This window comes from Nigerium sp. (assembly GCF_039811905.1).
Taxonomy (GTDB): Bacteria; Actinomycetota; Actinomycetes; order Propionibacteriales; family Propionibacteriaceae; genus Propioniciclava.
The window spans coordinates 1-20,755 of the sequence record NZ_JBDHZL010000039.1 but is presented as its reverse complement, the minus strand read 5'-3'; the positions used below and the strand labels follow the sequence as shown (position 1 = coordinate 20,755).

At 71.0% G+C, this 20,755-nt stretch carries 23 protein-coding genes; 21 read left to right on the top strand and 2 right to left on the bottom strand.

Annotated elements, in window-relative coordinates:
- From WMJ97_RS08530 to WMJ97_RS08510, 5 genes are all read left to right on the top strand, one after another.
- A partial coding sequence (locus WMJ97_RS08530) for an AAA family ATPase (protein WP_347348559.1) occupies positions 1-1,091 on the top strand: 1,091 nt, incomplete at its 5' end.
- A gap of 58 nt (positions 1,092-1,149) precedes the next feature.
- Positions 1,150-1,659 carry a hypothetical protein gene (locus WMJ97_RS08525; protein ID WP_347348558.1) on the top strand — a complete coding sequence of 170 codons (510 nt, stop codon included), beginning with the start codon at positions 1,150-1,152 and terminating at the stop codon, positions 1,657-1,659.
- A gap of 40 nt (positions 1,660-1,699) precedes the next feature.
- Positions 1,700-2,908, top strand: a complete 1,209-nt coding sequence (gene ftsY, locus WMJ97_RS08520) for a signal recognition particle-docking protein FtsY (protein ID WP_347348557.1) — start codon at positions 1,700-1,702, stop codon at positions 2,906-2,908.
- Between the two features lie 80 nt (positions 2,909-2,988).
- Positions 2,989-4,575: a signal recognition particle protein gene (gene ffh, locus WMJ97_RS08515; protein WP_347348556.1), complete on the top strand. Its 1,587-nt coding sequence runs from the start codon at positions 2,989-2,991 to the stop codon at positions 4,573-4,575.
- Between the two features lie 52 nt (positions 4,576-4,627).
- A complete protein-coding gene (locus WMJ97_RS08510) occupies positions 4,628-5,836 on the top strand; it encodes an amidohydrolase family protein (RefSeq protein ID WP_347348555.1) in 1,209 nt (402 codons plus the stop codon).
- A gap of 33 nt (positions 5,837-5,869) precedes the next feature.
- Here the strand turns inward: WMJ97_RS08510 and WMJ97_RS08505 are convergent, their stop codons facing one another.
- Complete coding sequence (locus tag WMJ97_RS08505; protein ID WP_347348554.1) at positions 5,870-7,093, bottom strand: Nramp family divalent metal transporter; 1,224 nt, start codon at positions 7,091-7,093, stop codon at positions 5,870-5,872.
- A gap of 223 nt (positions 7,094-7,316) precedes the next feature.
- On the opposite strand from WMJ97_RS08505, the gene rpsP reads away from it, so the two are divergent.
- The 7 genes from rpsP (at position 7,317) to WMJ97_RS08470 (ending at position 13,062) form a co-directional block, all read left to right on the top strand.
- A complete protein-coding gene (gene rpsP, locus WMJ97_RS08500) occupies positions 7,317-7,766 on the top strand; it encodes a 30S ribosomal protein S16 (RefSeq protein ID WP_347348553.1) in 450 nt (149 codons plus the stop codon).
- 2 nt (positions 7,767-7,768) lie between these two features.
- Positions 7,769-8,023 (top strand): RNA-binding protein, encoded by a 255-nt coding sequence (locus WMJ97_RS08495; protein WP_347348552.1) that lies wholly within the window; start codon positions 7,769-7,771, stop codon positions 8,021-8,023.
- Positions 8,024-8,130: 107 nt separating this feature from the next.
- Positions 8,131-8,682 (top strand): ribosome maturation factor RimM, encoded by a 552-nt coding sequence (gene rimM, locus WMJ97_RS08490; protein ID WP_347348551.1) that lies wholly within the window; start codon positions 8,131-8,133, stop codon positions 8,680-8,682.
- Positions 8,682-9,380, top strand: a complete 699-nt coding sequence (gene trmD, locus WMJ97_RS08485) for a tRNA (guanosine(37)-N1)-methyltransferase TrmD (protein WP_347348560.1) — start codon at positions 8,682-8,684, stop codon at positions 9,378-9,380. The genes rimM and trmD overlap by 1 nt, the downstream gene beginning before the upstream one ends.
- A gap of 274 nt (positions 9,381-9,654) precedes the next feature.
- A complete protein-coding gene (locus WMJ97_RS08480; RefSeq protein ID WP_347348550.1) occupies positions 9,655-10,302 on the top strand; it encodes a succinate dehydrogenase cytochrome b subunit in 648 nt (215 codons plus the stop codon).
- Between the two features lies 1 nt (position 10,303).
- Entirely contained in the window at positions 10,304-12,304 is a 2,001-nt protein-coding gene (locus tag WMJ97_RS08475; protein WP_347348549.1) for a fumarate reductase/succinate dehydrogenase flavoprotein subunit, read from the top strand.
- Positions 12,301-13,062: a succinate dehydrogenase/fumarate reductase iron-sulfur subunit gene (locus WMJ97_RS08470; protein ID WP_347348548.1), complete on the top strand. Its 762-nt coding sequence runs from the start codon at positions 12,301-12,303 to the stop codon at positions 13,060-13,062. The genes WMJ97_RS08475 and WMJ97_RS08470 overlap by 4 nt, the downstream gene beginning before the upstream one ends.
- Positions 13,063-13,222: 160 nt before the next feature.
- Here the strand turns inward: WMJ97_RS08470 and WMJ97_RS08465 are convergent, their stop codons facing one another.
- A complete protein-coding gene (locus tag WMJ97_RS08465) occupies positions 13,223-14,122 on the bottom strand; it encodes an NAD(P)-dependent oxidoreductase (RefSeq protein WP_347348547.1) in 900 nt (299 codons plus the stop codon).
- A gap of 128 nt (positions 14,123-14,250) precedes the next feature.
- Between WMJ97_RS08465 and WMJ97_RS08460 the strand changes: the two genes are divergently transcribed.
- The 9 genes from WMJ97_RS08460 to WMJ97_RS08420 form a co-directional block, all read left to right on the top strand.
- Entirely contained in the window at positions 14,251-14,997 is a 747-nt protein-coding gene (locus WMJ97_RS08460) for a fumarylacetoacetate hydrolase family protein (protein ID WP_347348546.1), read from the top strand.
- Between the two features lie 222 nt (positions 14,998-15,219).
- The gene (gene rplS, locus WMJ97_RS08455; protein WP_347348545.1) at positions 15,220-15,570 is read left to right on the top strand and encodes a 50S ribosomal protein L19; all 351 of its coding nucleotides are present in this window, start codon (positions 15,220-15,222) and stop codon (positions 15,568-15,570) included.
- A 23-nt stretch (positions 15,571-15,593) separates the two neighbouring features.
- Positions 15,594-16,400, top strand: a complete 807-nt coding sequence (gene lepB, locus WMJ97_RS08450; RefSeq protein ID WP_347348544.1) for a signal peptidase I — start codon at positions 15,594-15,596, stop codon at positions 16,398-16,400.
- 12 nt (positions 16,401-16,412) lie between these two features.
- Complete coding sequence (locus WMJ97_RS08445) at positions 16,413-17,051, top strand: ribonuclease HII (RefSeq protein ID WP_347348543.1); 639 nt, start codon at positions 16,413-16,415, stop codon at positions 17,049-17,051.
- On the top strand, positions 17,048-17,356 hold the full coding sequence (locus WMJ97_RS08440; RefSeq protein WP_347348542.1) for a DUF2469 domain-containing protein: 309 nt from the start codon (positions 17,048-17,050) through the stop codon (positions 17,354-17,356). The genes WMJ97_RS08445 and WMJ97_RS08440 overlap by 4 nt, the downstream gene beginning before the upstream one ends.
- Before the next feature lie 85 nt (positions 17,357-17,441).
- Positions 17,442-17,819, top strand: coding sequence for a YraN family protein (locus WMJ97_RS08435; protein ID WP_347348541.1), 378 nt, complete (start codon positions 17,442-17,444; stop codon positions 17,817-17,819).
- The gene (locus WMJ97_RS08430; protein ID WP_347348540.1) at positions 17,816-19,354 is read left to right on the top strand and encodes a YifB family Mg chelatase-like AAA ATPase; all 1,539 of its coding nucleotides are present in this window, start codon (positions 17,816-17,818) and stop codon (positions 19,352-19,354) included. The genes WMJ97_RS08435 and WMJ97_RS08430 overlap by 4 nt, the downstream gene beginning before the upstream one ends.
- Positions 19,347-20,552 carry a DNA-processing protein DprA gene (gene dprA, locus WMJ97_RS08425; protein WP_347348539.1) on the top strand — a complete coding sequence of 402 codons (1,206 nt, stop codon included), beginning with the start codon at positions 19,347-19,349 and terminating at the stop codon, positions 20,550-20,552. Before WMJ97_RS08430 ends, dprA begins: the two co-directional genes overlap by 8 nt.
- Positions 20,553-20,561: 9 nt before the next feature.
- On the top strand, positions 20,562-20,755 hold a 194-nt coding region (locus WMJ97_RS08420; RefSeq protein ID WP_347348538.1), incomplete at its 3' end, for a hypothetical protein.

Here is a 20,755-nt window from a genome sequence, read left to right as displayed (position 1 = left end):
GCCAGGCGCGCGCGCAGGCCGCGCAGCGGCGCGAGCAACTGCGCCGCGAGGCCGAGGTGGCCGAGGCGGCGCGGCTGGCGGCGTCCTGGATCATGGAGCAGGTCGAGCGCTCCCAGGCGATCGCCGGGCGCGCGCGGGCCGAGGCGGAGGCGTCCCGGCTGGACGCGGAGCGCCGGCTCACCGACGCCCGCCGCGCCAGCCGCGACCTCGCGAAGCAGTTCGAGGCGCTCGTCGATACGGTGCACCGCGACGAGCTGGCCCGGGCCGAGCAGCGGATGCGGGTGGAATCGCTCGCCGAGCGCGCGCTCGCGGAGCTGGGCCTGACGGCCGACGTGCTGGCGGCCGAGTACGGGCCCGAGCAGCCGGTTCCGGTGTTGACGAGGCCCGACGGGTCGGCGCTCACGGAGGACGATGAGCGTCCGGAGCCGCGGCCCTACGTCCGCGAGGAGCAGGAGAAGCGGCTGCGCGTCGCCGAGCGCAACTTGGGCGCGCTCGGGCGCATCAACCCGCTCGCGCTGGAGGAGTTCGAGGCGATGCAGGAGCGGCACTCCTTCTTGGCCGAGCAGCTCGAGGATCTCCGCCAGACGCGCGCCGACCTCGCCGGCATCATCGACGAGGTGGACGCCCGCGTCCAGCAGGTCTTCGCGGACGCCTACGCGGACGTCGAGGTGGCGTTCGCGGCGTCCTTCGCGCGGCTGTTCCCCGGTGGTGAGGGACGCCTCGTGCTCACCGAGCCCGACGACATGCTCGCCACAGGCGTCGACGTGGAGGCGCGCCCCGCCGGCAAGAAGGTGAAGCGGCTGTCGCTGCTCTCGGGCGGGGAGCGGTCGCTCGTCGCGGTCGCGTTCCTGGTCGCGCTGTTCAAGGCGCGGCCGAGCCCTTTCTACATTCTCGACGAGGTGGAGGCGGCCCTCGACGACGTGAACCTCGGACGCCTGCTCGACATCTACGAGGAGCTGCACGAGAACAGCCAGCTGCTCGTGATCACCCACCAGAAGCGCACGATGGAGATCGCGGACGCCCTCTACGGCGTCACGATGCGCGAGGACGGCGTCTCCACCGTCATCAGCCAACGGCTTCGCGAAGGATGAGCGGGGCCGTGCGTACAATGAGCAGGGATTTCTCCTGCCCCCGAGAGAAGGTGGACGCGTGCCGACCGTCATTTTCGTGATGCTCGTCATCTTGGTCCTGGCCATCGCCGTCATCGCGATGGTCGTCATGGGCATGGAGGGGCAGGGCCGGCACCGGGCGCCCGAGATGGCGCACGCGCTGGCCAAGACCGCCGCCCACCTGAACGGCGAGGCCGACCCGCCGCGCGGGCTCATCACGTTCTTCGAAGAGGCCGAAGAGGGCGCCGAAGACCTCAAGTCCCTGCCCGACCGCATCCGCTCGCGCGCCTCCGCGCGCTCGGCGCACACGGCGTCCAGCGCGCGCTCGGCGTCCAGCGCCCGGACGCCGGCGTCGGCCGCGTCGGCGGCCGAGGCGTCCGGGCGGCCGCAGGCCCAGCCCCAGCCCCAGCAGACCGCGCCGCTGCCGGCATCCCCGACGACCACGTGGGCCGACTTCTCGACCGCGAAGAGCGCCCCGGTGCAGGAGATCTCCGATCACAGTTGGTCGGAGGGCTGGGCGGACGATCAGCAACGCGGCAAGCGCTCCTGAACCTGGGCGGTGCCGGGCGCCCCGTCGGTAGGATGACCGGGTGATTCCCACCGAGAACCTGACCTGGATCATCGCGGCCGCCGTCGCGGCGGTGGTGATCGTCGTCGTCGCGACGGTCATCGTGGTCCGGCGCCGGCGCGCGATCGCGTCCCGCAGGCGCGATGAGCTGGAGGCAGGCGCACCGACGACCGAGGCGCCCGAGCGCGAGGCCGACGAGACGCTCGCCCCGACGCCCGAAGAGCCAGGCGAGGGCCGCGCGCCCGCCGCGGTGGCCGAGCCCGAGGCGTCCCCGGCCGAGCCCGAGCCGGCGGTGCGCGACGTCCCTGAGCGGGGCGGCACTCGGCTGAGCCGACTGCGCCGGCGCCTGGCCGGCAGCAACAACGCGTTCGCCCAGGCTGTGCTCGGCCTGCTCTCCCGCGACCGGCTCGACGAGGAGACGTGGGACGATTTCGAGGACACGCTGATCACGTCCGATCTGGGCGTGGCCACCACCACGCAGCTCGTCGCCACGCTGCGCCGCGAGCTCGCGATCGACGGGGTGAACGACCCCGAGCGCGCCCGCGAGGTGCTGCGCTCGGAGCTGATCGAGCTGGTCGGGCCGTCGCTCGACCGCCGTCTCCGGGTGAAGGGGGAGGACGGGCTGCCGGGCGTCGTGCTCGTGGTCGGCGTCAACGGCACCGGCAAGACGACCACCATCGGCAAGCTCGCCCGCCTGCTCGTCGCCGAGGGGCGCACCGTCGTGCTCGGCGCGGCGGACACCTTCCGCGCCGCCGCGGCCGATCAGTTGGAGACGTGGGGTTCGCGCGTGGGCGTCCCGACGGTGCGGGGGCCGGAGGCGGGCGATCCGGCGTCCGTCGCGTTCGAAGCCGTCGCCGAGGGCATCGCGACCGGCGCCGACGTCGTCATCGTCGACACGGCCGGCCGGCTCCACACGAAGACCGGCCTCATGGACGAGTTGGGCAAGATCAAGCGCGTCATCGAGAAGAAGGCGCCGGTCACCGAGGTGCTGCTCGTGATCGACGCGACGACCGGCCAGAACGGGCTCGTGCAGGCGCGCATCTTCTCCGAGGTGGTCGACGTGACGGGGCTGGTCCTCAGCAAACTCGACGGGTCGGCGAAGGGCGGCATCGTCGTGCAGGTGCAGCACGAGCTGGGCGTCCCGGTGAAGCTGATCGGGCTCGGCGAGGGCGCCGACGACCTCGCCCCGTTCACCGCGGAGGGCTTCGTCGACGGCCTGCTGGGGGAGTGACGCGGGCCCGCCCGGCTCGGGGCTTTTTCCCTGCCTGGAGTAGGCTGGGCGGGTCATTCGATCGACCGTGAGGGAACGCCTTGTTCGACACACTGCAAGACCGCCTGAGCGAGACCTTCCGCAACCTTCGGGGTAAGGGCCGGCTCTCCGAGGCCGATATCAACGAGGTCGCGCGCGAGATTCGCATCGCGCTGCTGGAGGCCGACGTCAACCTCGGCGTGGTCAAAGACTTCGTGGCGAGCGTCAAAGAGCAGGCGCGCTCCGCCGAGGTGTCGCAGGCGCTGAACCCGACGCAGCAGATCGTCAAGATCGTCAACGAGCAACTCGTCGAGATCCTGGGCGGCGAGACGCGCACGCTGCGGTTCGCCAAGACCCCGCCGACCGTCATCATGCTGGCCGGCCTCCAGGGCTCAGGCAAGACGACGCTGGCGGGGAAGCTCGGCCGCTGGCTGAAGGAGAACAAGCACCACCCGCTGCTGGTCGCGGCCGACCTGCAGCGCCCGAACGCGGTGAACCAGTTGCAGGTCGTCGGCCAGCGGGCCGGCGTCCCGGTCTTCTCGCCCGAGCCGGGCAACGGCGTGGGCGACCCGGTCGCGGTCGCGCGGGCGTCGATCGACGAGGCGACGCGCAAGATGTACGACGTCGTGATCGTCGACACCGCCGGCCGACTCGGCGTGGACGCCGAGCTGATGCAGCAGGCCATGGATATCCGCGACGCCGTGCATCCCGACGAGGTCCTCTTCGTCGTCGACGCGATGATCGGCCAAGACGCGGTGAACACCGCGATCGCCTTCCGCGACGGGGTCGGCTTCGACGGCGTCGTGCTGTCGAAGTTGGATGGCGACGCCCGCGGCGGTGCGGCCCTGTCGATCCGTAAGGTGACCGGCCGGCCGATCATGTTCGCCTCCAACGGCGAGCAGTTGGCCGATTTCGACGTCTTCCACCCCGACCGCATGGCGAGCCGCATCCTCGACATGGGCGACGTGCTCACCCTGATCGAGCAGGCCGAGAAGACCTTCGACGCCGAGCAGTCGGCCAAGGCCGCCGAGAAGCTGCTCACCAAGAAGGGCAAGGGCTTCGGGCTCGACGACTTCTTGGCGCAGATGCAGGCCGTGCGCAAGATGGGGCCGATGAGCAAGATCCTGGGCATGATGCCCGGGATGGGGCAGTACAAGGACGCGATCGGTGCGATCGACGAGCGCGAGATCGACCGCATCGAGGCGATCATCTACTCGATGACGCCGGCCGAGCGGTCCGACCCGACCATCCTGAACGGCTCCCGGCGCAGCCGCATCGCGAAGGGCTCCGGCACGTCGGTGACCGAGGTGAACTCCCTGGTCAACCGGTTCATGGAGACCCGCAAGATGATGGCCCAACTCGGCAGCGGCGGCGGCATGCCCGGCATGCCGGGCGTCCCCGGCATGGGCGGGGGGCGGCGGCCGGCGCGGCAGCAGGCGTCCAAGAAGAAGGGTCGCAAGGGCGTCTCGGGCAACCCCGCCAAGCGGGCGGCGGCGTCCGCGCCGGCCGAGCAGCCGGCGGCACCGGCGCAGCCGGCCGTCGACGAGTTCGGCCTGCCGATCTCGGGCGCTCCGAGCTCCAGCGCGATGGACGAGTTCCAGTTGCCGCCCGAGCTCGCCAAGATGTTCGACCAGAACAAGGGCCGCTGAGCCCGAGCCGCGGCTCTTGTGGCCCGGCCGTCCCGGGCGGGAGGCTAGGGCCATGACCCACGAGCCTCCGCTGTCTGCGCTGGGGACGCCGCTGGCGTCCGTCACCCACACCCACGACGGCTCGACGCACACGCACGTCGGCCCGCACGCGCACCACGGAGGCGTCCCGGCGGGGCTGCCGCCGCGGCTGCATCTGCGCGGCACGGTGCTCCCCGGGGGCGAGGAGCGCGACCTGTGGGTGGTCGACGGACGCCTGTCGTTCACGCCCGTCCCCGACGCGGAGACTGTCGCGACCGGCGTGTGGATCCTGCCCGGGCTGGTCGACGCCCACTGCCACATCGGCCTCGGCCACCAGGGCGTGGTGGACGCCGAGACCGCCGAGCGGCAGGCGCTGACCGACCGGGACGCCGGGACGCTGCTCATCCGCGACGCCGGGTCGCCGGCCGACACCCACTGGATCGACGAGCGCGACGACCTGCCGCGCATCATCCGCGCGGGCCGGCACATCGCGCGGCCGTTCCGCTATATCCGCAACTACGCGGTCGAGGTCGAGCCGGACGCCTTCGTCGCCGAGGTGGAGACCCAGGCCCGCCGCGGCGACGGCTGGGTCAAGATCGTGGGCGACTGGATCGACCGCGACATCGGCGACCTCAGCCCGCTCTGGCCGGCCGGCGTCGCCAAGGCGGCCATCGACGCGGCCCATGCTCTCGGCGCGCGCGTGACCGCGCACTGTTTCGACGAGCGCTCCGTCACCGAGCTCGTGAACGCCGGCATCGACGGCATCGAGCACGGCACGGGGCTTGACGACGCGACGATCGCGACCATGGCCGAGCGACAGGTCGCGCTCGTGCCGACGCTCATCAACATCGAGACGTTCCCCGACATCGCCGAGCGCGGCGAGGACAAGTTCCCCCTCTACGCCGCGCACATGCGTGCGCTGCACGCGCGCCGCTTCGAGACCATCGGCAAGGCGAAGGACGCCGGCGTCCCCATCTACTCCGGCACGGACGCCGGAGGCACCCTCAGCCACGGCATCCTGCCCGACGAGATCGCGCTGCTGGCGCGCGTCGGCGGGCCCGAGTTCGCCCTGGGCGCGGCGTCCTGGCGGGCGCGCGCCTGGCTGGGGGAGGACGCGCTGGCCGACGGGGCGTCCGCCGACCTGTTGGTGCTGGACGCCGATCCGCGCAAGCACCTCGAAGTCGTCCGGCATCCGCGGCTCATCGTGCTGCGCGGGCGCGTGGTCGGCGGGTCCGCAGGCTGAGGGCCGGCGTCCTGCCGAGGGTCGTGCTCGCGCTCAGAGCGTCGCGATCGTGACGATGTTGAGCGCGATGAGCGCCACTGTGATCAGGGCGTTCACGATCTGCATTCCGACGCCGTCGGCGTGGTCGCCCATGACGCGGGGGCTCCGCGTGAACAGGGCCAGCGGGACGACCGCGAGCGCGATCCCGAAGCTGAGCACCGCCTGGCTGACCACCAGGACGACGGTCGGGGAGACGCCCGTTATGAGAATCAGGACCGCGGGCGCTACGGTCGCGACCCGGCGCACGGTGGGGGAGAGCCGGACGGGGGCGAGATCCTTCAGCACCCGCGAGCCGGCGTGCGTGCCGACGATCGCCGAGCCGATGCCGGACGCCAGCAGCCCGATCGCGAAGATCACCGCGGCCAGCGGCCCGAGCGTGGTCATGAAGACGTGGTAGGCGGCCTCGATGGTGTCGCCGCCGGCGTCCTGCAGGGTGGTCGCGGCGAGCAGGAGCATCGCGATGTTCACGGTGCCGGCCACGGCGAGTGCCGACCCGACGTCCCACCGCTGCGCCCGCAGCAGCTCGGGCAGCGGGTGGAGACGGCGTCCGTTGCGGAAGTGCCGGTCGACGGCCAGCGAGCTGTGCAGGTAGATGGCGTGGGGCATGACGGTCGCCCCCAGCATCGCGGCGACGAGCAGCCAGGCCTTCTGGTCGGGCACGAACGGCACGAGACCCTCGATCGTCCGCGGCCACGACGGGGGCGCGAACGCCAGTGCGCCCACGAACCCCACGACCACGATGGCCAGGACGCCTCCGACCGCCAGCTCGAACACGTGCTCGCCCCGCCGTCGCAGCGCGTGCAGCAGCAGCACCGAGAGGACGCCGACGATCAGGCTCCCGAGCCACAGCGGGACGCCGAACAACAAGTAGAGCGCCAACGCGCCGCCGACGACCTCGGCGAGATCGGTCGCGATCGCCACCACGAACGCCTGCGCGCCGTAGGCCCAGATCCACGCCCGCGGGCGTCCGGACTGCGTCAGCCAGGCCTCCACGAGGCTGGTCAGCGAGCGTCCGGTGACCAGGCCGAGCTTCGCGGACTGGTACTGGACGAGGGCCGCCATCGCGCTCGCCGCCACGAGCACCCACACCAGCCCGTAGCCGTAGGTCGCCCCAGCGCTGAGGTTAGCCCCGACGTTCCCGGGGTCGACGTACGCGATCGACGCCACGAACGCGGGCCCGAGCAGCGCGACGAGACGGACCTTGTTCGGCCTTTCCACTCTCTGTTCGCCTGTCACAGACGCAACGCTAGCGCCCGGGTTCGCGCGGGACGGCACCCGCATGGCAGAATGGCCGTTGCATCTGTGACCAGGTGGCGCCCTCTCATGCCCTCTGGTCGCGGTTCATCCGGTAGTCAGGCGGCGGCGTCCCACACCGTTTCCCGGCTCCACCCGCCCGCCCGCGCACGTGCACGGGCTTGTTCCTACAGGAGTATCCACACCAGTGGCTGTCAAGATTCGTCTGAAGCGGATGGGCAAGATCCGCTCCCCGCACTACCGCATCGTGGTCATGGACGCCCGTCAGAAGCGCGACGGCCGGGCCATCGAGGAGATCGGGATCTACCACCCGAAGAACGACCCGTCGGTGATCGAGGTCAACTCCGAGCGCGCCCAGTACTGGCTCGGCGTGGGCGCCCAGGCCACCGAGGCCGTCATCGCCCTGCTCAAGCGCACGGGTGACTGGCAGAAGTTCAGCGGCGACACGAGCCCGTCGGGCGTCGAGCCGCAGCCTGAGCGTGCCGATAAGCTCGCGCGCTTCAACGCTGCGCTCGCCGAGGCCGACGACCAGCCGTCCGACGCCATCACGTCGCGCCGCAGCAAGGGCTCCGACGCGGCCGACGAGCCGGCTGAGGCTGCCGCCGAGGCGCCGGCCGACGAGCCGGCCGAGGCCTGATCGTGCTGGCCGACGCGCTCGAGCACCTCGTCGGTGGGCTGGTGTCCCATCCCGACGATGTGTCCGTCTCCGACTTCGACCGGCGTCGCGTTCGCACCCTGGAGGTGCGCGTCCACCCCGACGACGTCGGCAAGGTCATCGGCCGTCAGGGTCGTACCGCCGGTGCCCTGCGCACCGTGATCGGTGCGCTCGCGGGGCGCGAGCAGGTGCGCATCGACTTCGTCGACGTGGATCGTCGTCCGCGCCGGCGTTACTGACCGAAACCAGACCCCGTCGACGCCCCGACGCCTTCGTGCGCGGGGCGTCGCGGCGTCCCCGGGCCGGCTTCGGCCCGCACACAGCGCGCTGCGCGCGAGGAGGATGGATGGCGACCGAACTGGTCTGCGTCGGCACGCTCGGCAAGCCACACGGGTTGCGCGGCGACCTGACGGTGTTCGTCCGGACCGACGAGCCCGAGCGACGCTTCGCCCCCGGGGCCGAGGTCGTGCTGGGGGATCGCCCGGCTCGCGTCCGGGGGTCGCGCTGGCACTCGGGCGTCCTGCTGGTCGCCCTGGAGGGCGTCTCCGACCGGACGGCGGCCGAGTCCCTGCGCGGCCTCGATGTCTGGGCGCGCGTCGAGGTCGACGAATCGCCGGCCGGCGAGGGGGAGTTCTACGACCGGCAGTTGGTCGGTCTCACCGTCCAGGACGCCTCCGGTGCGGCCGTCGGCCGTGTGGTCCGGGTGCTGCACGGGCCGGCCCAGGACTTGCTCGTCGTTGACGTGGCCGGCGACGAACGGCTCGTGCCGTTCGTCGAGGCGCTCGTGCCGAGCGTCGACCTGGACGCCGGCGTCGTTCGCGTCGCGGACGTCGGCGGTCTGCTCTTCGAGGTGGAGGACGCCGGCGAGGCCGGCGAACCCGCAGGGGCGGCGGAGTGATGCGCCTCGACATCGTCACGATCTTCCCCGACTACTTCGCTCCGCTCGAGCTCTCGCTGGTCGGCAAGGCCCACGCGTCCGGGCTGCTGAGTTGGGGCGTCCACGATTTGCGCGACTGGACGCACGACCGCCATCGCACCGTCGACGACACCCCGTACGGCGGGGGCGCCGGCATGGTCATGAAGCCCGAGCCGTGGGGGGAGGCGTTCGACGCGCTCGTCGACCCGGACGATCCGCCGACGCTCATCGTGCCGACGCCGTCCGGTGAGCCGTTCCGGCAACCGGTGGCCCACGAGCTCGCTGCGCTGCCCTGGCTGCTGTTCGCCTGCGGGCGGTACGAGGGCATCGACGCCCGCGTCATGGAGCACGCCCGCACCCGCATGCCCGTGCGGGAGCTCAGCCTCGGCGACTACGTCCTGAACGGCGGCGAGGTCGCGGCGCTGGCGATCATCGAGGCGGTCGTCCGGCTGATCCCCGGGGTCGTCGGCAACCCCGAGTCGCTCATAGAAGAGTCCTACTCCGTCGCCGGTGACGGCACCCTGGAGTACCCCGTTTACACGAAACCGGCGTCCTGGCGCGGCCTGGACGTCCCGCCCGTCCTGCTGTCCGGGCATCACGGCGAGGTCGCCCGCTGGCGGCGCGAGCGCTCCCACGAGCGCACCGCACGGCGGCGTCCCGACCTGCTGCCGCCGGCCTGAACCTCGACCGCCCGCCATCCAGACCTGGGGCGGGCCGCCGTCCGGACCGCCTCGTCGGCGGCGACACGCCCAGTCGGGGCCGATTCGGCGCGCACGGTCGTCCGCCCGGACGGCCGCGGTGCGGCCGATCGCACGGGCGTCGAGCGGTCCGTGTGAAAATCGCGAGTCGGATCTGGCGTCGCGCGCCCGCGCCGCCGTGTATTTGTCTAGGGTGAGCACCGTGGCGACTACAACTCTCACTCCTCAACAGAGAGCGGTTCGATCGTCTGTCGCGATGAAGGCCCTAATGGCCGTCACCGGGCTCATGATGGTCGGTTACCTGCTCGTGCACTCGTTCGGCAACCTGAAGGTGTTCTTCGGGGCCGAAACCTTCAACCACTACGCCGAATGGCTGAAGCAAGACTTCGGCTACCCCCTGATCCCGCATGGCTGGTTCATCTGGGCCTTCCGGGCGCTGATGCTGGCGGCGATCGTGCTCCACATCTGGTCGGCGGCCAAGCTGACCCAGCGGGCGCACGCGGCGCGCGGCTCGAAGTACGCGAACGTGAAGCGTCACGAGCAGACGTACGCGGCCCGTACGATGCGCTGGGGCGGCGTCATCGTCGCGGCGGGCCTGCTCTTCCATCTGCTGCAGTTCACCACGCAGACGATCACGACGGGCTTCCAGCGCGGGTCCGACCCGTACTCGATGTTCGTGGCGAGCTTCTCGCTGTGGTGGATCACGCTCGGCTACCTGATCTGGGTCACCGCGGTGGCGATGCACCTGCGCCACGGCGTCTGGAGCTCGCTGACGACGCTCGGCGCGAACACGTCGAAGCGGTCGCGGGCGAACCTGAACATCGTGGCGTGGATCGTGGCCGTCGGCTGGTGGGCGATGGCGATGGTGTCGCCGCTGGCTGTGTTCTTCGGATGGGTGGGCTGAGATGAGTGAGACTGTGACGAACGACTTCTGGCAGGTCGGCGACGAGATCGCCGACACGAAGGCTCCTGCCGGGCCGATCGAGCAGAAGTGGAGCAAGCGCAAGTTCGAGGCGAAGCTGGTCAACCCGGCGAACCGCCGCAAGATCACGGTCATCGTGGTCGGCACGGGCCTGGCGGGTGGCGCGGCCGCCGCGACGCTCGGCGAGGCCGGCTACCACGTGCAGAACTTCTGCTACCAGGACAGCCCGCGTCGCGCACACTCGATCGCCGCCCAGGGCGGCATCAACGCGGCGAAGAACTACAAGAACGACAACGACTCGACCTTCCGGCTGTTCTACGACACGGTCAAGGGTGGCGACTACCGCTCGCGCGAGACCAACGTGTACCGCCTGGCCGAGGTCAGCGCGAACATCATCGACCAGTGCGTCGCCCAGGGCGTCCCGTTCGCCCGTGAGTACGGCGGCCTGCTCGACAACCGGTCGTTCGGCGGCGTCCAGGTGCAGCGCACCTTCTACGCTCGCGGCCAGACGGGCCAGCAGTTGCTCATCGGCGCCTACCAGAGCCTGGAGCGTCAGGTCGCGGCCGGCACGGTGCAGATGCACACCCGTCACGAGATGCTCGATCTGATCGTCGCCGACGGGCGGGCCCGCGGCATCGTGACCCGCAACATGGTCACGGGCGCGATCGAGACGTGGACGGCGGACGCCGTCGTTCTCGCCACGGGCGGCTACGGCAACGTCTTCTTCCTGTCGACCAACGCGATGGGCTGCAACGTGACCGCGGCGTGGCGCGCGCACCGCAAGGGCGCCTACTTCGCCAACCCGTGCTACACGCAGATCCACCCGACCTGCATCCCGGTGCACGGCGAGACGCAGTCGAAGCTGACCCTGATGTCGGAGTCCCTGCGTAACGACGGCCGCATCTGGGTCCCGAAGCGCGCCGAGGACTGCGCGAAGGATCCGCGGGAGATCCCCGAGGAAGATCGCGACTACTACCTGGAGCGCATCTACCCGGCGTTCGGCAACCTGGTGCCTCGCGACATCGCCTCCCGTCAGGCGAAGAACATGTGTGACGAGGGCCGCGGCGTCGGCCCCGAGGTCGAAGAGCGTGACCCGCAGACCGGCGAGACCCGGCTGCGCCGCCGCGGCGTCTACCTCGATTTCGCCGACGCGATCAACCGGCTGACCAAGAAGGGCGTCTCCGATAAGTACGGGAACCTCTTCGACATGTACGCCCAGATCACCGGCGAGAACCCGTACGACGTGCCGATGCGCATCTACCCGGCCGTGCACTACACCATGGGCGGGCTCTGGGTCGACTACGACCTCATGTCCAGCATCCCCGGCCTGTACGTGGCGGGCGAGGCGAACTTCTCCGACCACGGTGCGAACCGGCTGGGGGCGTCCGCGCTCATGCAGGGCCTGGCCGACGGTTACTGGGTCCTCTCGAACACGATGTGCGACTACCTGGCCGACGTGTCGAAGCATGGCACGATCGACGATTCGCATCCGGCGGTCCAGGAGGCGTTGGCCTCGACCAAGGAGCGGATCAACAAGCTGCTGGCGGTCAAGGGCAACCGCACGGTCGACTCCTTCCACAAGGAGCTCGGGCAGATCATGTGGGAGTACTGCGGCATGGAGCGGCGCGAGGAGGGCCTCAAGTACGCGATCGGGCGCATCCGCGAGTTGCGCGACGAGTTCTGGCGCGACGTCAAGGTCACCGGCACGAACGAGGACTTCAACCAGACCCTCGAGCGGGCCGGCCGCGTGGCCGACTTCTTCGAACTGGGCGAGCTCATGTGCATCGACGCCCTCCACCGCCGCGAGAGCTGCGGCGGCCACTTCCGGGCCGAGTCGCAGACCGAGGACGGCGAGGCGCTGCGCCACGACGACCAGTACCTCTACGTCGGCGCCTGGGAGTGGGGCAACGGTGGCGAGCCGATCCTCCACAAGGAGCCGCTGATCTACGAGGCGATCGAGCTGAAGCAGAGGAGCTACAAGTGATCATCAACCTGCGCGTATGGCGCCAGCCGAACGCCGACGCCCCGGGCCAGATGGTTCCGTACCGGGTGGAGGGTGTCTCCGAGGACATGTCGTTCTTGGAGATGCTCGACCTCCTGAACGAAGAGCTGACGGTCAAGGGCGAGGAACCAATCGCGTTCGACCACGACTGCCGCGAGGGCATCTGCGGCATGTGCGGCGTCGTCATCAACGGCACGGCCCACGGGCGCGGCTCGTCGGCCGTCCCGACCACGACGTGCCAGCTGCACATGCGTAGCTTCGCCGACGGGGCGACGGTCGACGTCGAGCCCTGGCGCTCGGGTGGCTTCCCGGTGATCAAGGACCTGGTCGTGGACCGGTCCGCGTTCGACCGGATCATCCAGGCCGGCGGCTTCATCTCCATCAACGCGGGCTCCGCGCCCGAGGCGCACTCGGTTCCGGCCCCCAAGCGGCAGGCCGATCGCGCGTTCGACGCGGCGACCTGCATCGGGTGCGGCGCGTGTGTCGCGGCGTGCCCGAACGGGTCGGCGATGCTCTTCACCTCGGCGAAGATCACGCACCTCGCGATGCTGCCCCAGGGCCAGCCGGAGCGGAAGCTGCGCGTCAAGTCGATGATCGGGCAGCACGACGCCGAGGGCTTCGGCGGCTGCACGAACATCGGCGAGTGCGCCTACGTCTGCCCCAAGCAGATTCCGCTGGACACGATCAGCCAGCTGAACCGCGACCTCATCGCGTCGCTGTTCAGCCAAGACGGCAAGTAGCGTTCAGCACGTCGCCAGCACGAACGGCGCCGATCCCCGCGGGGATCGGCGCCGTTCACGTGCGTGACGGGCGGGCTCGAGTCCGGCGTCCCCGCTCGCCCGAGAAAGCAGGACGCCGCCCGCGTGGGCGGGCGGCGTCCGGTGAGCGACGAACGGGGACTCAGGCCGAGGGGACCTCGCTGTGCTGCTCGATGAACGCCTGGACGACCGCCGTGTCCTGGTCGCCGAGACCCTCGTCGGTGAGCTGGGTGAACACGGCCCGCAGCGGCTCGACGCTCAGGGTGTTCATGCCGACCCGTTCGGCTTCCTCGGCGAAGGCGCGCAGGTCTTTGACCAGGAACTTCGCGGGGCCCGAGGGGGAGTGGTCGTGCGCGACGAACCGCGGCGCTTTCACCTGCAGGATGCGGCTGCCGGCGTAGCCGTCGCCCAGCAGGTCGAACAGCAGGGCGACGTCGAGGCCCGACCGCTCGGCGAGGACGGCGGCCTCGGCGTTCGCGACGATCTCGGCGGCGACGATGAGCTGGTTGCAGGCCTTCGCGATCTGGCCGGCGCCGAGCGGGCCGAGATGGACCGCGCGTCCGGTGGCGCTCAGCACGTCGACGACGCGGGCGGCGGGGGCGTCGTCGCCGCCGACCATGACGGACAGGGTGCCCGTCTCGGCCCCCTCCGCGCCGCCGCTGACGGGGGCGTCCACGACCTCCACGAGCCCGTCGGTGTCGCGCGCGAGGTCAGCCGCGAGGTCGCGCACCTCCTGCGAGCTGGTCGTCGACGACACGACGACCAGCAGGGGTTTCGTCACTCCGGCGAGCAGGCCGTCGGGGCCGTCGAGGGTGGCGCGGATGTGGGCGATCGCCGGCACCATGTAGATGATGATGTCGGACGCCTCGGCGACCTCGCGGACGGTCTCGGTCCACTCGGCGCCGGCGTCGATCAGGGGTTCGAGGCCGTCGCGGTCGATGTTGCGCAGCAGCACGCGGTCGCCCGGCTTCGCCGCCGCGAGGACGTGACGTGCCATGGGTCGCCCCATCGTGCCGAGTCCGATGAATCCTGTCGTTGTCATGGTGCGCCCGTTCTTCCGCGTCGTTGCCGATAACCTGATGCCCTCAGTATGGCGGAGCCTTCGTCGGTGGTTCAATAGGTTGCACGCTGTTCAGTTGACTGAATGATTCGGTTGGTCGAGGAGGACCCATGAGAGTCGCACGCATCGCCACCCCCGACGGGCCGCGCCCTGTGGTCGAACGCGACGGACGCTGGCTGGGGGTCGTCGATCTCTTCGACTCGCCGCTCGAGCCCACCGGCGAGAGCTATCCGCTGGAGGGCGCCGAGTTGCTGGCGCCCGTGGAGCCCCTGGTCGTGCTGGGGATGGCGCACAACTCCGGCCCCGCCGACCGAGCGTTGCCCGCGAGCGCCTTCATGAAGTCGGCGCGCACGGTGGTCGGCCCCGGCGACCCGATCGTGCTGGACGCCGACGCCGGGCGCCTCAAGGGCGAGTGCGAGTTGACCATCGTCGTAGGCCGCGAGTGCCGGAAGGTCACGGCGGAGGAGGCCGAGGAGTACATCCTCGGCTGGACCGTCGGCAATGACGTCACCGCGCCCGACGGGATCGCGAGCGACGAGAAGATGATCTCCTCCAAGAGCGGCGATGGATTCACCCCCATCGGCCCGTGGGTCGAGACGGAACTGGACGCGCTCGACGTCGCCCTCGTGGCGACGGTCAACGGGCGGGAGGCCGCGTCCTCGAGTTCTGCGGCGCTGGCATGGAACCCGTTCGAGGTGCTCGCCTACGCCAGCGCCCACATGACGTTGGGGCCGGGGGACATCATCCTGACCGGCGCGCCGGGGACCGGGTTCGATGTGGTCGTGGGGGACGAGTGCGGCTGCGAGGTCGCGGGCATCGGCTTCCTCGGCAACCCCGTCGTGGCGCTGGACGCCTGACGGGCGCGGCGTCCGGGGGCGACTGGGGCGTTCCCGGCCGGCAACGGGCGGCCGGAGGCGTCCGATGAGCGAGCGACGCGAGGCGAATTTCGCCGAGCGGCGTCCCTATGGCAAACTTGGTCGGGTTGCGCTGCGTGCTTCCTGCCACAGGGGGTCGGCGCGCGGGCGACTCTCCGATTTCAGGCGTACGTGGTGTCCTGTGGCACCGGCGAGGAACAGATCATGAGCAAGCTGGTCAACGAGGTCGCGCAGTCTGCGCTGCGCACCGACATCCCCCCCTTCCGTCCGGGCGACTCCGTCAAGGTGCACGTTCGCGTGGTGGAGGGCAACCGGTCCCGTATTCAGGTGTTCGCGGGCAACGTGATCGCCCGCACCGGCTCCGGCATCAACGAGGCCTTCACCGTTCGCAAGATCAGCTTCGGCACGGGTGTCGAGCGCACGTTCCCGCTGCATTCCCCGATCATCGAGAAGATCGAGGTCGATCGTCAGGGCGACGTGCGCCGCGCCAAGCTGTACTACCTGCGCAACCTGCGCGGCAAGGCCGCCAAGATCAAGGAGAAGCGCGAGAACTGATCGCGCGACACTGAGGGGCAGCGGTGGCGACGGATTCGGGCAGCCAGGCACAGGCACCCGAGGAGAACTCAGGCGAACAGCGCGGCGAGAAGGCTCCCCGCAGCGGCTTCGCCGGGGTGATTCGCGAGTTCGCGATCATCATCGTCGGGGCGCTCATCGCGACCACGCTGCTGCGCATGTTCCTGCTGCAGGTGTTCGTGATCCCGTCGGGGTCGATGGAGCAGACGTTGCTGCCGCAGGATCGGGTGCTCGTTCAGAAGGTCATCCCGTACCGGCGGGGTGACGTGGTCGTCTTCACCGACGACAACGAGTGGATGGGGTACGCGAGCCAGGAGGCGTTGCCGCCGGCCGAAGAGGCGCTCGTCTTCGTCGGTCTGATGCCCGACCCGCGTTCCCACAACCTCATCAAGAGACTGATCGGCATGCCCGGCGACCACGTCGTCTGCTGCGACGCGCAGGGGCGCGTGAGCGTGAACGGCCGCGCCCTCGACGAGGGGTCGTACCTGTACCGCGACGAGGACGGCAAGCCCATCCAACCGTCGGAATACACGTTCGACGTGGTCGTCCCGGCGGATCGGGTGTTTCTTCTGGGCGATCACCGCAACGATTCGGCCGATTCGCGCTGCCATCTGAAGGAAGAGGCGGACGGGGTTCAGGGCGCCCCCGCCTTCGTCCGGACGTCGTCGGTGGTCGGCACCGCGGCGGCGATCGTGCTGCCCTTCGACCGCATCCGGGGCTTGTCGCGTCCGGCGACCTTCGAGAACGTTCCTGCGGCCACGGGTGCCGCGCCCGCGCAGCCGATCGTGCGCGGGGACGCCCCGGCCTGCTGACGCGGCGATCCCGTGAGTTATCGGATTCGCGCGGACGCCGGCCTCTACGGCTACGAGCGGGGGCTGTCCCGCGCCGGTTTCGCCCGGGTCGCCGGGGCCGACGAGGCTGGGCGCGGGGCGTGCGCGGGCCCGCTGGTGGCGGCCGCGGTCGTCCTGCCTGCCAGGCCCTTGCCGGGCCTGAACGACTCGAAGAAGCTCACGCCGCGGGCTCGGGAACGCATGTATGACGTGATCGTCCGTCGGGCGGTCGCCTGGTCGGTCGTCCGGGTGGAGCCGGCCGAGTGCGATGCGCTGGGGATGCACGTCGCCAACCTCGAGGCGTTGCGGCGGGCCGTGTGGCGGCTGGGCGTCGGTCCCGATTTCGTGTTGACCGACGGCTTCCCGGTCGACGGGTTCGGCGTCCCGACCCTCGCGATGTGGAAGGGGGACGCCGTCGCCGCGAGTGTCGCGGCGGCGTCCGTCGTGGCGAAGGTGACGCGCGACCGGATCATGCGTGAATACCACGATGACTACCCCGAATACCGCTTCGACATCCACAAGGGCTACTGCACGACGCTGCACCAGAGCAAGCTTGATGAACACGGCCCGTGCGCGATCCATCGGATGAACTGGGACAACGTGGCGCGAACGGTTAAGCTTGGCCGGTCATGAGTACCGAGGATCTTGAGCAGTACGAGAGCGAGTTGGAGCTTCAGCTCTACCGCGAGTACAAGGACGTGGTCGGCATCTTCACCTACGCGGTGGAGACGGAGCGGCGGTTCTACCTGTGCAACGCGGTTGACCTCAAGGTCCGCACCGAGGGCGGCGACGTGTACTACGAGGTGTCGATGGGCGACGCCTGGGTGTGGGACATGTACCGTCCGGCGCGGTTCGTGAAGTCGGCGAAGGTGCTGACGTTCCGCGACGTGTCGATCGAGGAGATCGCGCACTCGGAGTTGCAGGTCCCCGAGGTCTGAGTCGACCCGCCCGCGAGGGCGGAAATTGTCGACATTGACACGAATCCGGCGTCCATCCCCATCGTGGGGGGTGGAGGTGGGGAGCGTGTCGAACGAGGTGAGGGACGCCCGGCGGGCAACGGGCGCAGGCGGCGAAGAGTTGGCCGCACGATTTCTGGAGCGCCAAGGGTGGTCGGTGGTGGCCCGCAACTGGCGGTGCCGCGGCGGTGAGCTCGACCTGATCGCGACCGACCCTGACGGGGTCTTGGTGTTCTGCGAGGTGAAGACGCGGCGCGGGCTGGGGTACGGCGACCCGCTCGAGGCGATCACCTACGACAAGGTGCGGCGGCTGCGCGCGCTGGCGGCGGAGTACCTGCGGTCGCAGGATCGTCCGGCGGCCCGTGTCCGGCTGGACGCGGTGGGCGTGATGCTGCGGCGCGACGGGTCGGGGGCGGTCACGCACGTGCGGGGGATCGACGCATGAAGCTGGCGCGCGCGTTCTCGATGGCACTGGTCGGGCTGGATTCGACGCTCGTCGAGGTGGAGGTGTCGCTCGGCACGGGTCTGCCGCGCACCGTGATCGTCGGCCTGCCCGACACGGCGCTGTACGAGGCGAGGGATCGGTGCAAGGCGGCCGTCACGTCCCTGGGCCGCGTCTGGCCCAACCAGCAAGTGACCATCAACCTGACGCCGGCCACGCTGCCCAAGGCGGGCTCGCACTTCGACCTCGCGATCGTCGTGGCCGCCTTGGCGGCCGACGGCCTGGTGCCCTTGGCCGCGCTGGAGCGCATGCTGTTGGTGGGGGAGTTGGGGTTGGACGGGCGGGTGCGCCCGGTGCGGGGGATCTTGCCGCTGCTGGTGGCGGCCGAGCGCGAGGGCCTGCGGCGGGCGATCGTGCCGGCGGCCCAGCGCCGGGAAGGGGCCCTCGTCGACGGCCTCGCGGTCTGCGGCGTCCACACGTTGGCGGAGGCGATCGACGTGCTGCGGGGGCGTCCGGTGGCGTGCGCGGTGGAGTCCGAGGTGGCAGAGCCGCAGGTGCCTGCGGTGACGAAAGACCTGGCCGACGTCGTCGGACAGGTCGAGGGCAAATGGGCGCTCGAGGTGGCGGCGGCGGGGGGCCATCACCTGTACTTCCATGGGCCGCCGGGCGTCGGCAAGACGCTGTTGGCGGAGCGCCTGCCCGGCCTGTTGCCCGACCTCGGGGTGGCAGAGTCGCTGGAGGTGTCGGCGATCCATTCGCTGGCGGGTGAGTCGCTCGACCGGGGGCTGGTCCGGCGTCCGCCGTTCGCGGCGCCGCACCACTCCGCATCGCTGGCCGCGATCGTCGGGGGCGGTCCGCGCGTCGCGCTGCCGGGGGCGGTCTCGCGGGCGCACCACGGGGTGCTCTTCCTCGACGAGGCGCCCGAGTTCAGCCCCCGGGCGCTGGAGGCGCTGCGGACGCCGCTGGAGTCCGGCGAGATCGTGCTCGCCCGGTCGCTCGCACAAACGAGGTACCCGGCGCGGTTTCAGCTGGTGCTGGCGGCGAACCCCTGTCCCTGCGGGCAGGCGGGCACCCCGGGTGGCGACTGCCGGTGCCCGGCCATGAGCGTGCGCCGGTATACGACCCGGATCTCGGGGCCGATCCTGGATCGCATCGACATCTCGCAGTCGTTGGCGCCGATGCGTCGGGCGATGTTGCGGGCGGCGTCCCGGGTGCGGGCCGAATCGAGCGCAATGGTCGCCGAGCGTGTCGCGCTGGCCCGCGAGCGGCAACGCGAGAGGCTCGCGCCGTTCGGATTCACGACCAATGCCTCCGTCCCGGGTCCGGTGCTGCGCCGGGCGCTACCGGAGCCCCCGGGCCTCGATGTGCTCGACCGGGCGGTGACCCGCGGCCAGCTCAGCAGCCGAGGCTTCGACAAAGTGCTGCGAGTGGCGTGGACGATGGCGGATCTGGCGGGCGCCGCGCGCCCGTCCCGGGAAGACGTGGAGGCGGCGCTGGCCATGCGGCGCGGCGAGGAGTTGGAGGCCCGTTGTGGCTGACGACGAGCGGGACGCCCGGCGCGGCCTGGCGTGCGCGGTGGAGGCGGGCGATTCGCGCCTTCCGACCGTCCTGGAGGAGGTCGGGCCGGTGGATGCCTGGCGGGGTCTGGTCGCGACCACGATGGAGAGCCCGTGGGGCGCGCGGGCGAAGCGGGTCGACCTGGAGGCGCTCCGCGCGGCGGAGGCCGCCTGTGGGGCGCGGTTCGTGATCCCGTCCGACGACGAGTGGCCGCAGCGGCTGCAGAGCCTGCGCGGCTGCAAGGAGGTGCAGGGGATGACCGGGGAGCCGGTCGGCCTGTGGGTGCGCGGGCAGGCTCCGCTGGCGGAGGTCGTCGAACGGTCGGTGGCGATCGTGGGGTCCCGGGCCGCGACCGCGTTGGGAGAGCGGGTGGCGTCGGACCTGGCGGCGGAACTGGCGTCCGCGGGGGTGACCGTGGTCTCGGGAGGGGCCTATGGCGTCGACGCGGCGGCCCACCGAGGTGCGCTGGCCGTCGCCGGCACGACGGTGGCGTTCCTGGCGGGTGGTCCGGCGCACGAGTACCCGCGAGGGCACGCTTCGCTGCTGCAGCAGATCGCGGCGACCGGGCTGGTGGTCTCGGAGCAGCCTCCGGGGGAGGTGCCCTCGCGGCTTCGGTTCCTGTCACGGAATCGGCTCATCGCGGCGTCGTCGCTGGGCACGGTCGTGGTGGAGGCCGCGGCGCGCAGCGGGGCGCGGAATACGTCCACGTGGGCGAGGGAGTGCGGGCGTCCGGTGATGGCGGTGCCGGGCCCGGTGACCAGCGCGACCTCGTTCACGCCGCACCAGCTCATCCGTGAGGCCGATGCTGTCTTGGTGACGTGCGCCGAGCATGTGCTGACCGAGGTGGGCCCCCTCCGGCCCGAGCGGGAGTCCGAGGGTGGCGCGCAGGGGCAGCCGCGGCTGTTGGACATGCTCGTGCCGGCCGACGCGGCGGTGTACGAGGCTCTTCCGTCCCGCGGGGCGCGGCCGGTGGGGGAGTTGGCGCTGCGAGCCGGGGTGGCGGTGCCGGCGTGCCTGGGGGCCCTGCAGCGGCTGGCCGACATGGGCCTGGCCGAGCCGGCGACCGGCGGGCGATGGAGGCTGGGCCGGGCTCAGGACCGTCCGCTGCTGCCGCGGGAGGCGGCGGCGGGTGTGCCGCGACGGGGAGTGCCTCGACAGGGTCGCGAGCACGGCGCCTAAGGTGGCCTGGTGACATCGCGTCCGCTCCTCGTGCTCGTGCACGGCACGCGCTTCGACACGCGCCAGTGGGTGGGTTATGCCGAGCTCATCCCGGAGGCCGATCTGATGCCTGTCGACCTGCCGGGTCACGGCACCCGCGCTGGGCGCCCCTATTCCACCGACGCGGCCCTGGCGGTCGTGGAGGAGGCGGTGGGGCGGGCGGA

Bases quoted from the DNA above. Each gene is read 5' to 3' on its own strand.
- WMJ97_RS08460 (WP_347348546.1), top strand. From the start codon at position 14,251: ATGAGAGTCGCACGCATCGCCACCCCCGACGGGCCGCGCCCTGTGGTC.
- WMJ97_RS08440 (WP_347348542.1), top strand. From the start codon at position 17,048: ATGAGTACCGAGGATCTTGAGCAGTACGAGAGCGAGTTGGAGCTTCAG.
- WMJ97_RS08475 (WP_347348549.1), top strand. From the start codon at position 10,304: ATGAGTGAGACTGTGACGAACGACTTCTGGCAGGTCGGCGACGAGATC.
- WMJ97_RS08465 (WP_347348547.1), bottom strand. From the start codon at position 14,122: ATGACAACGACAGGATTCATCGGACTCGGCACGATGGGGCGACCCATG.
- rplS (WP_347348545.1), top strand. From the start codon at position 15,220: ATGAGCAAGCTGGTCAACGAGGTCGCGCAGTCTGCGCTGCGCACCGAC.
- WMJ97_RS08510 (WP_347348555.1), top strand. From the start codon at position 4,628: ATGACCCACGAGCCTCCGCTGTCTGCGCTGGGGACGCCGCTGGCGTCC.
- trmD (WP_347348560.1), top strand. From the start codon at position 8,682: ATGCGCCTCGACATCGTCACGATCTTCCCCGACTACTTCGCTCCGCTC.
- WMJ97_RS08430 (WP_347348540.1), top strand. From the start codon at position 17,816: ATGAAGCTGGCGCGCGCGTTCTCGATGGCACTGGTCGGGCTGGATTCG.
- rimM (WP_347348551.1), top strand. From the start codon at position 8,131: ATGGCGACCGAACTGGTCTGCGTCGGCACGCTCGGCAAGCCACACGGG.
- WMJ97_RS08480 (WP_347348550.1), top strand. From the start codon at position 9,655: ATGAAGGCCCTAATGGCCGTCACCGGGCTCATGATGGTCGGTTACCTG.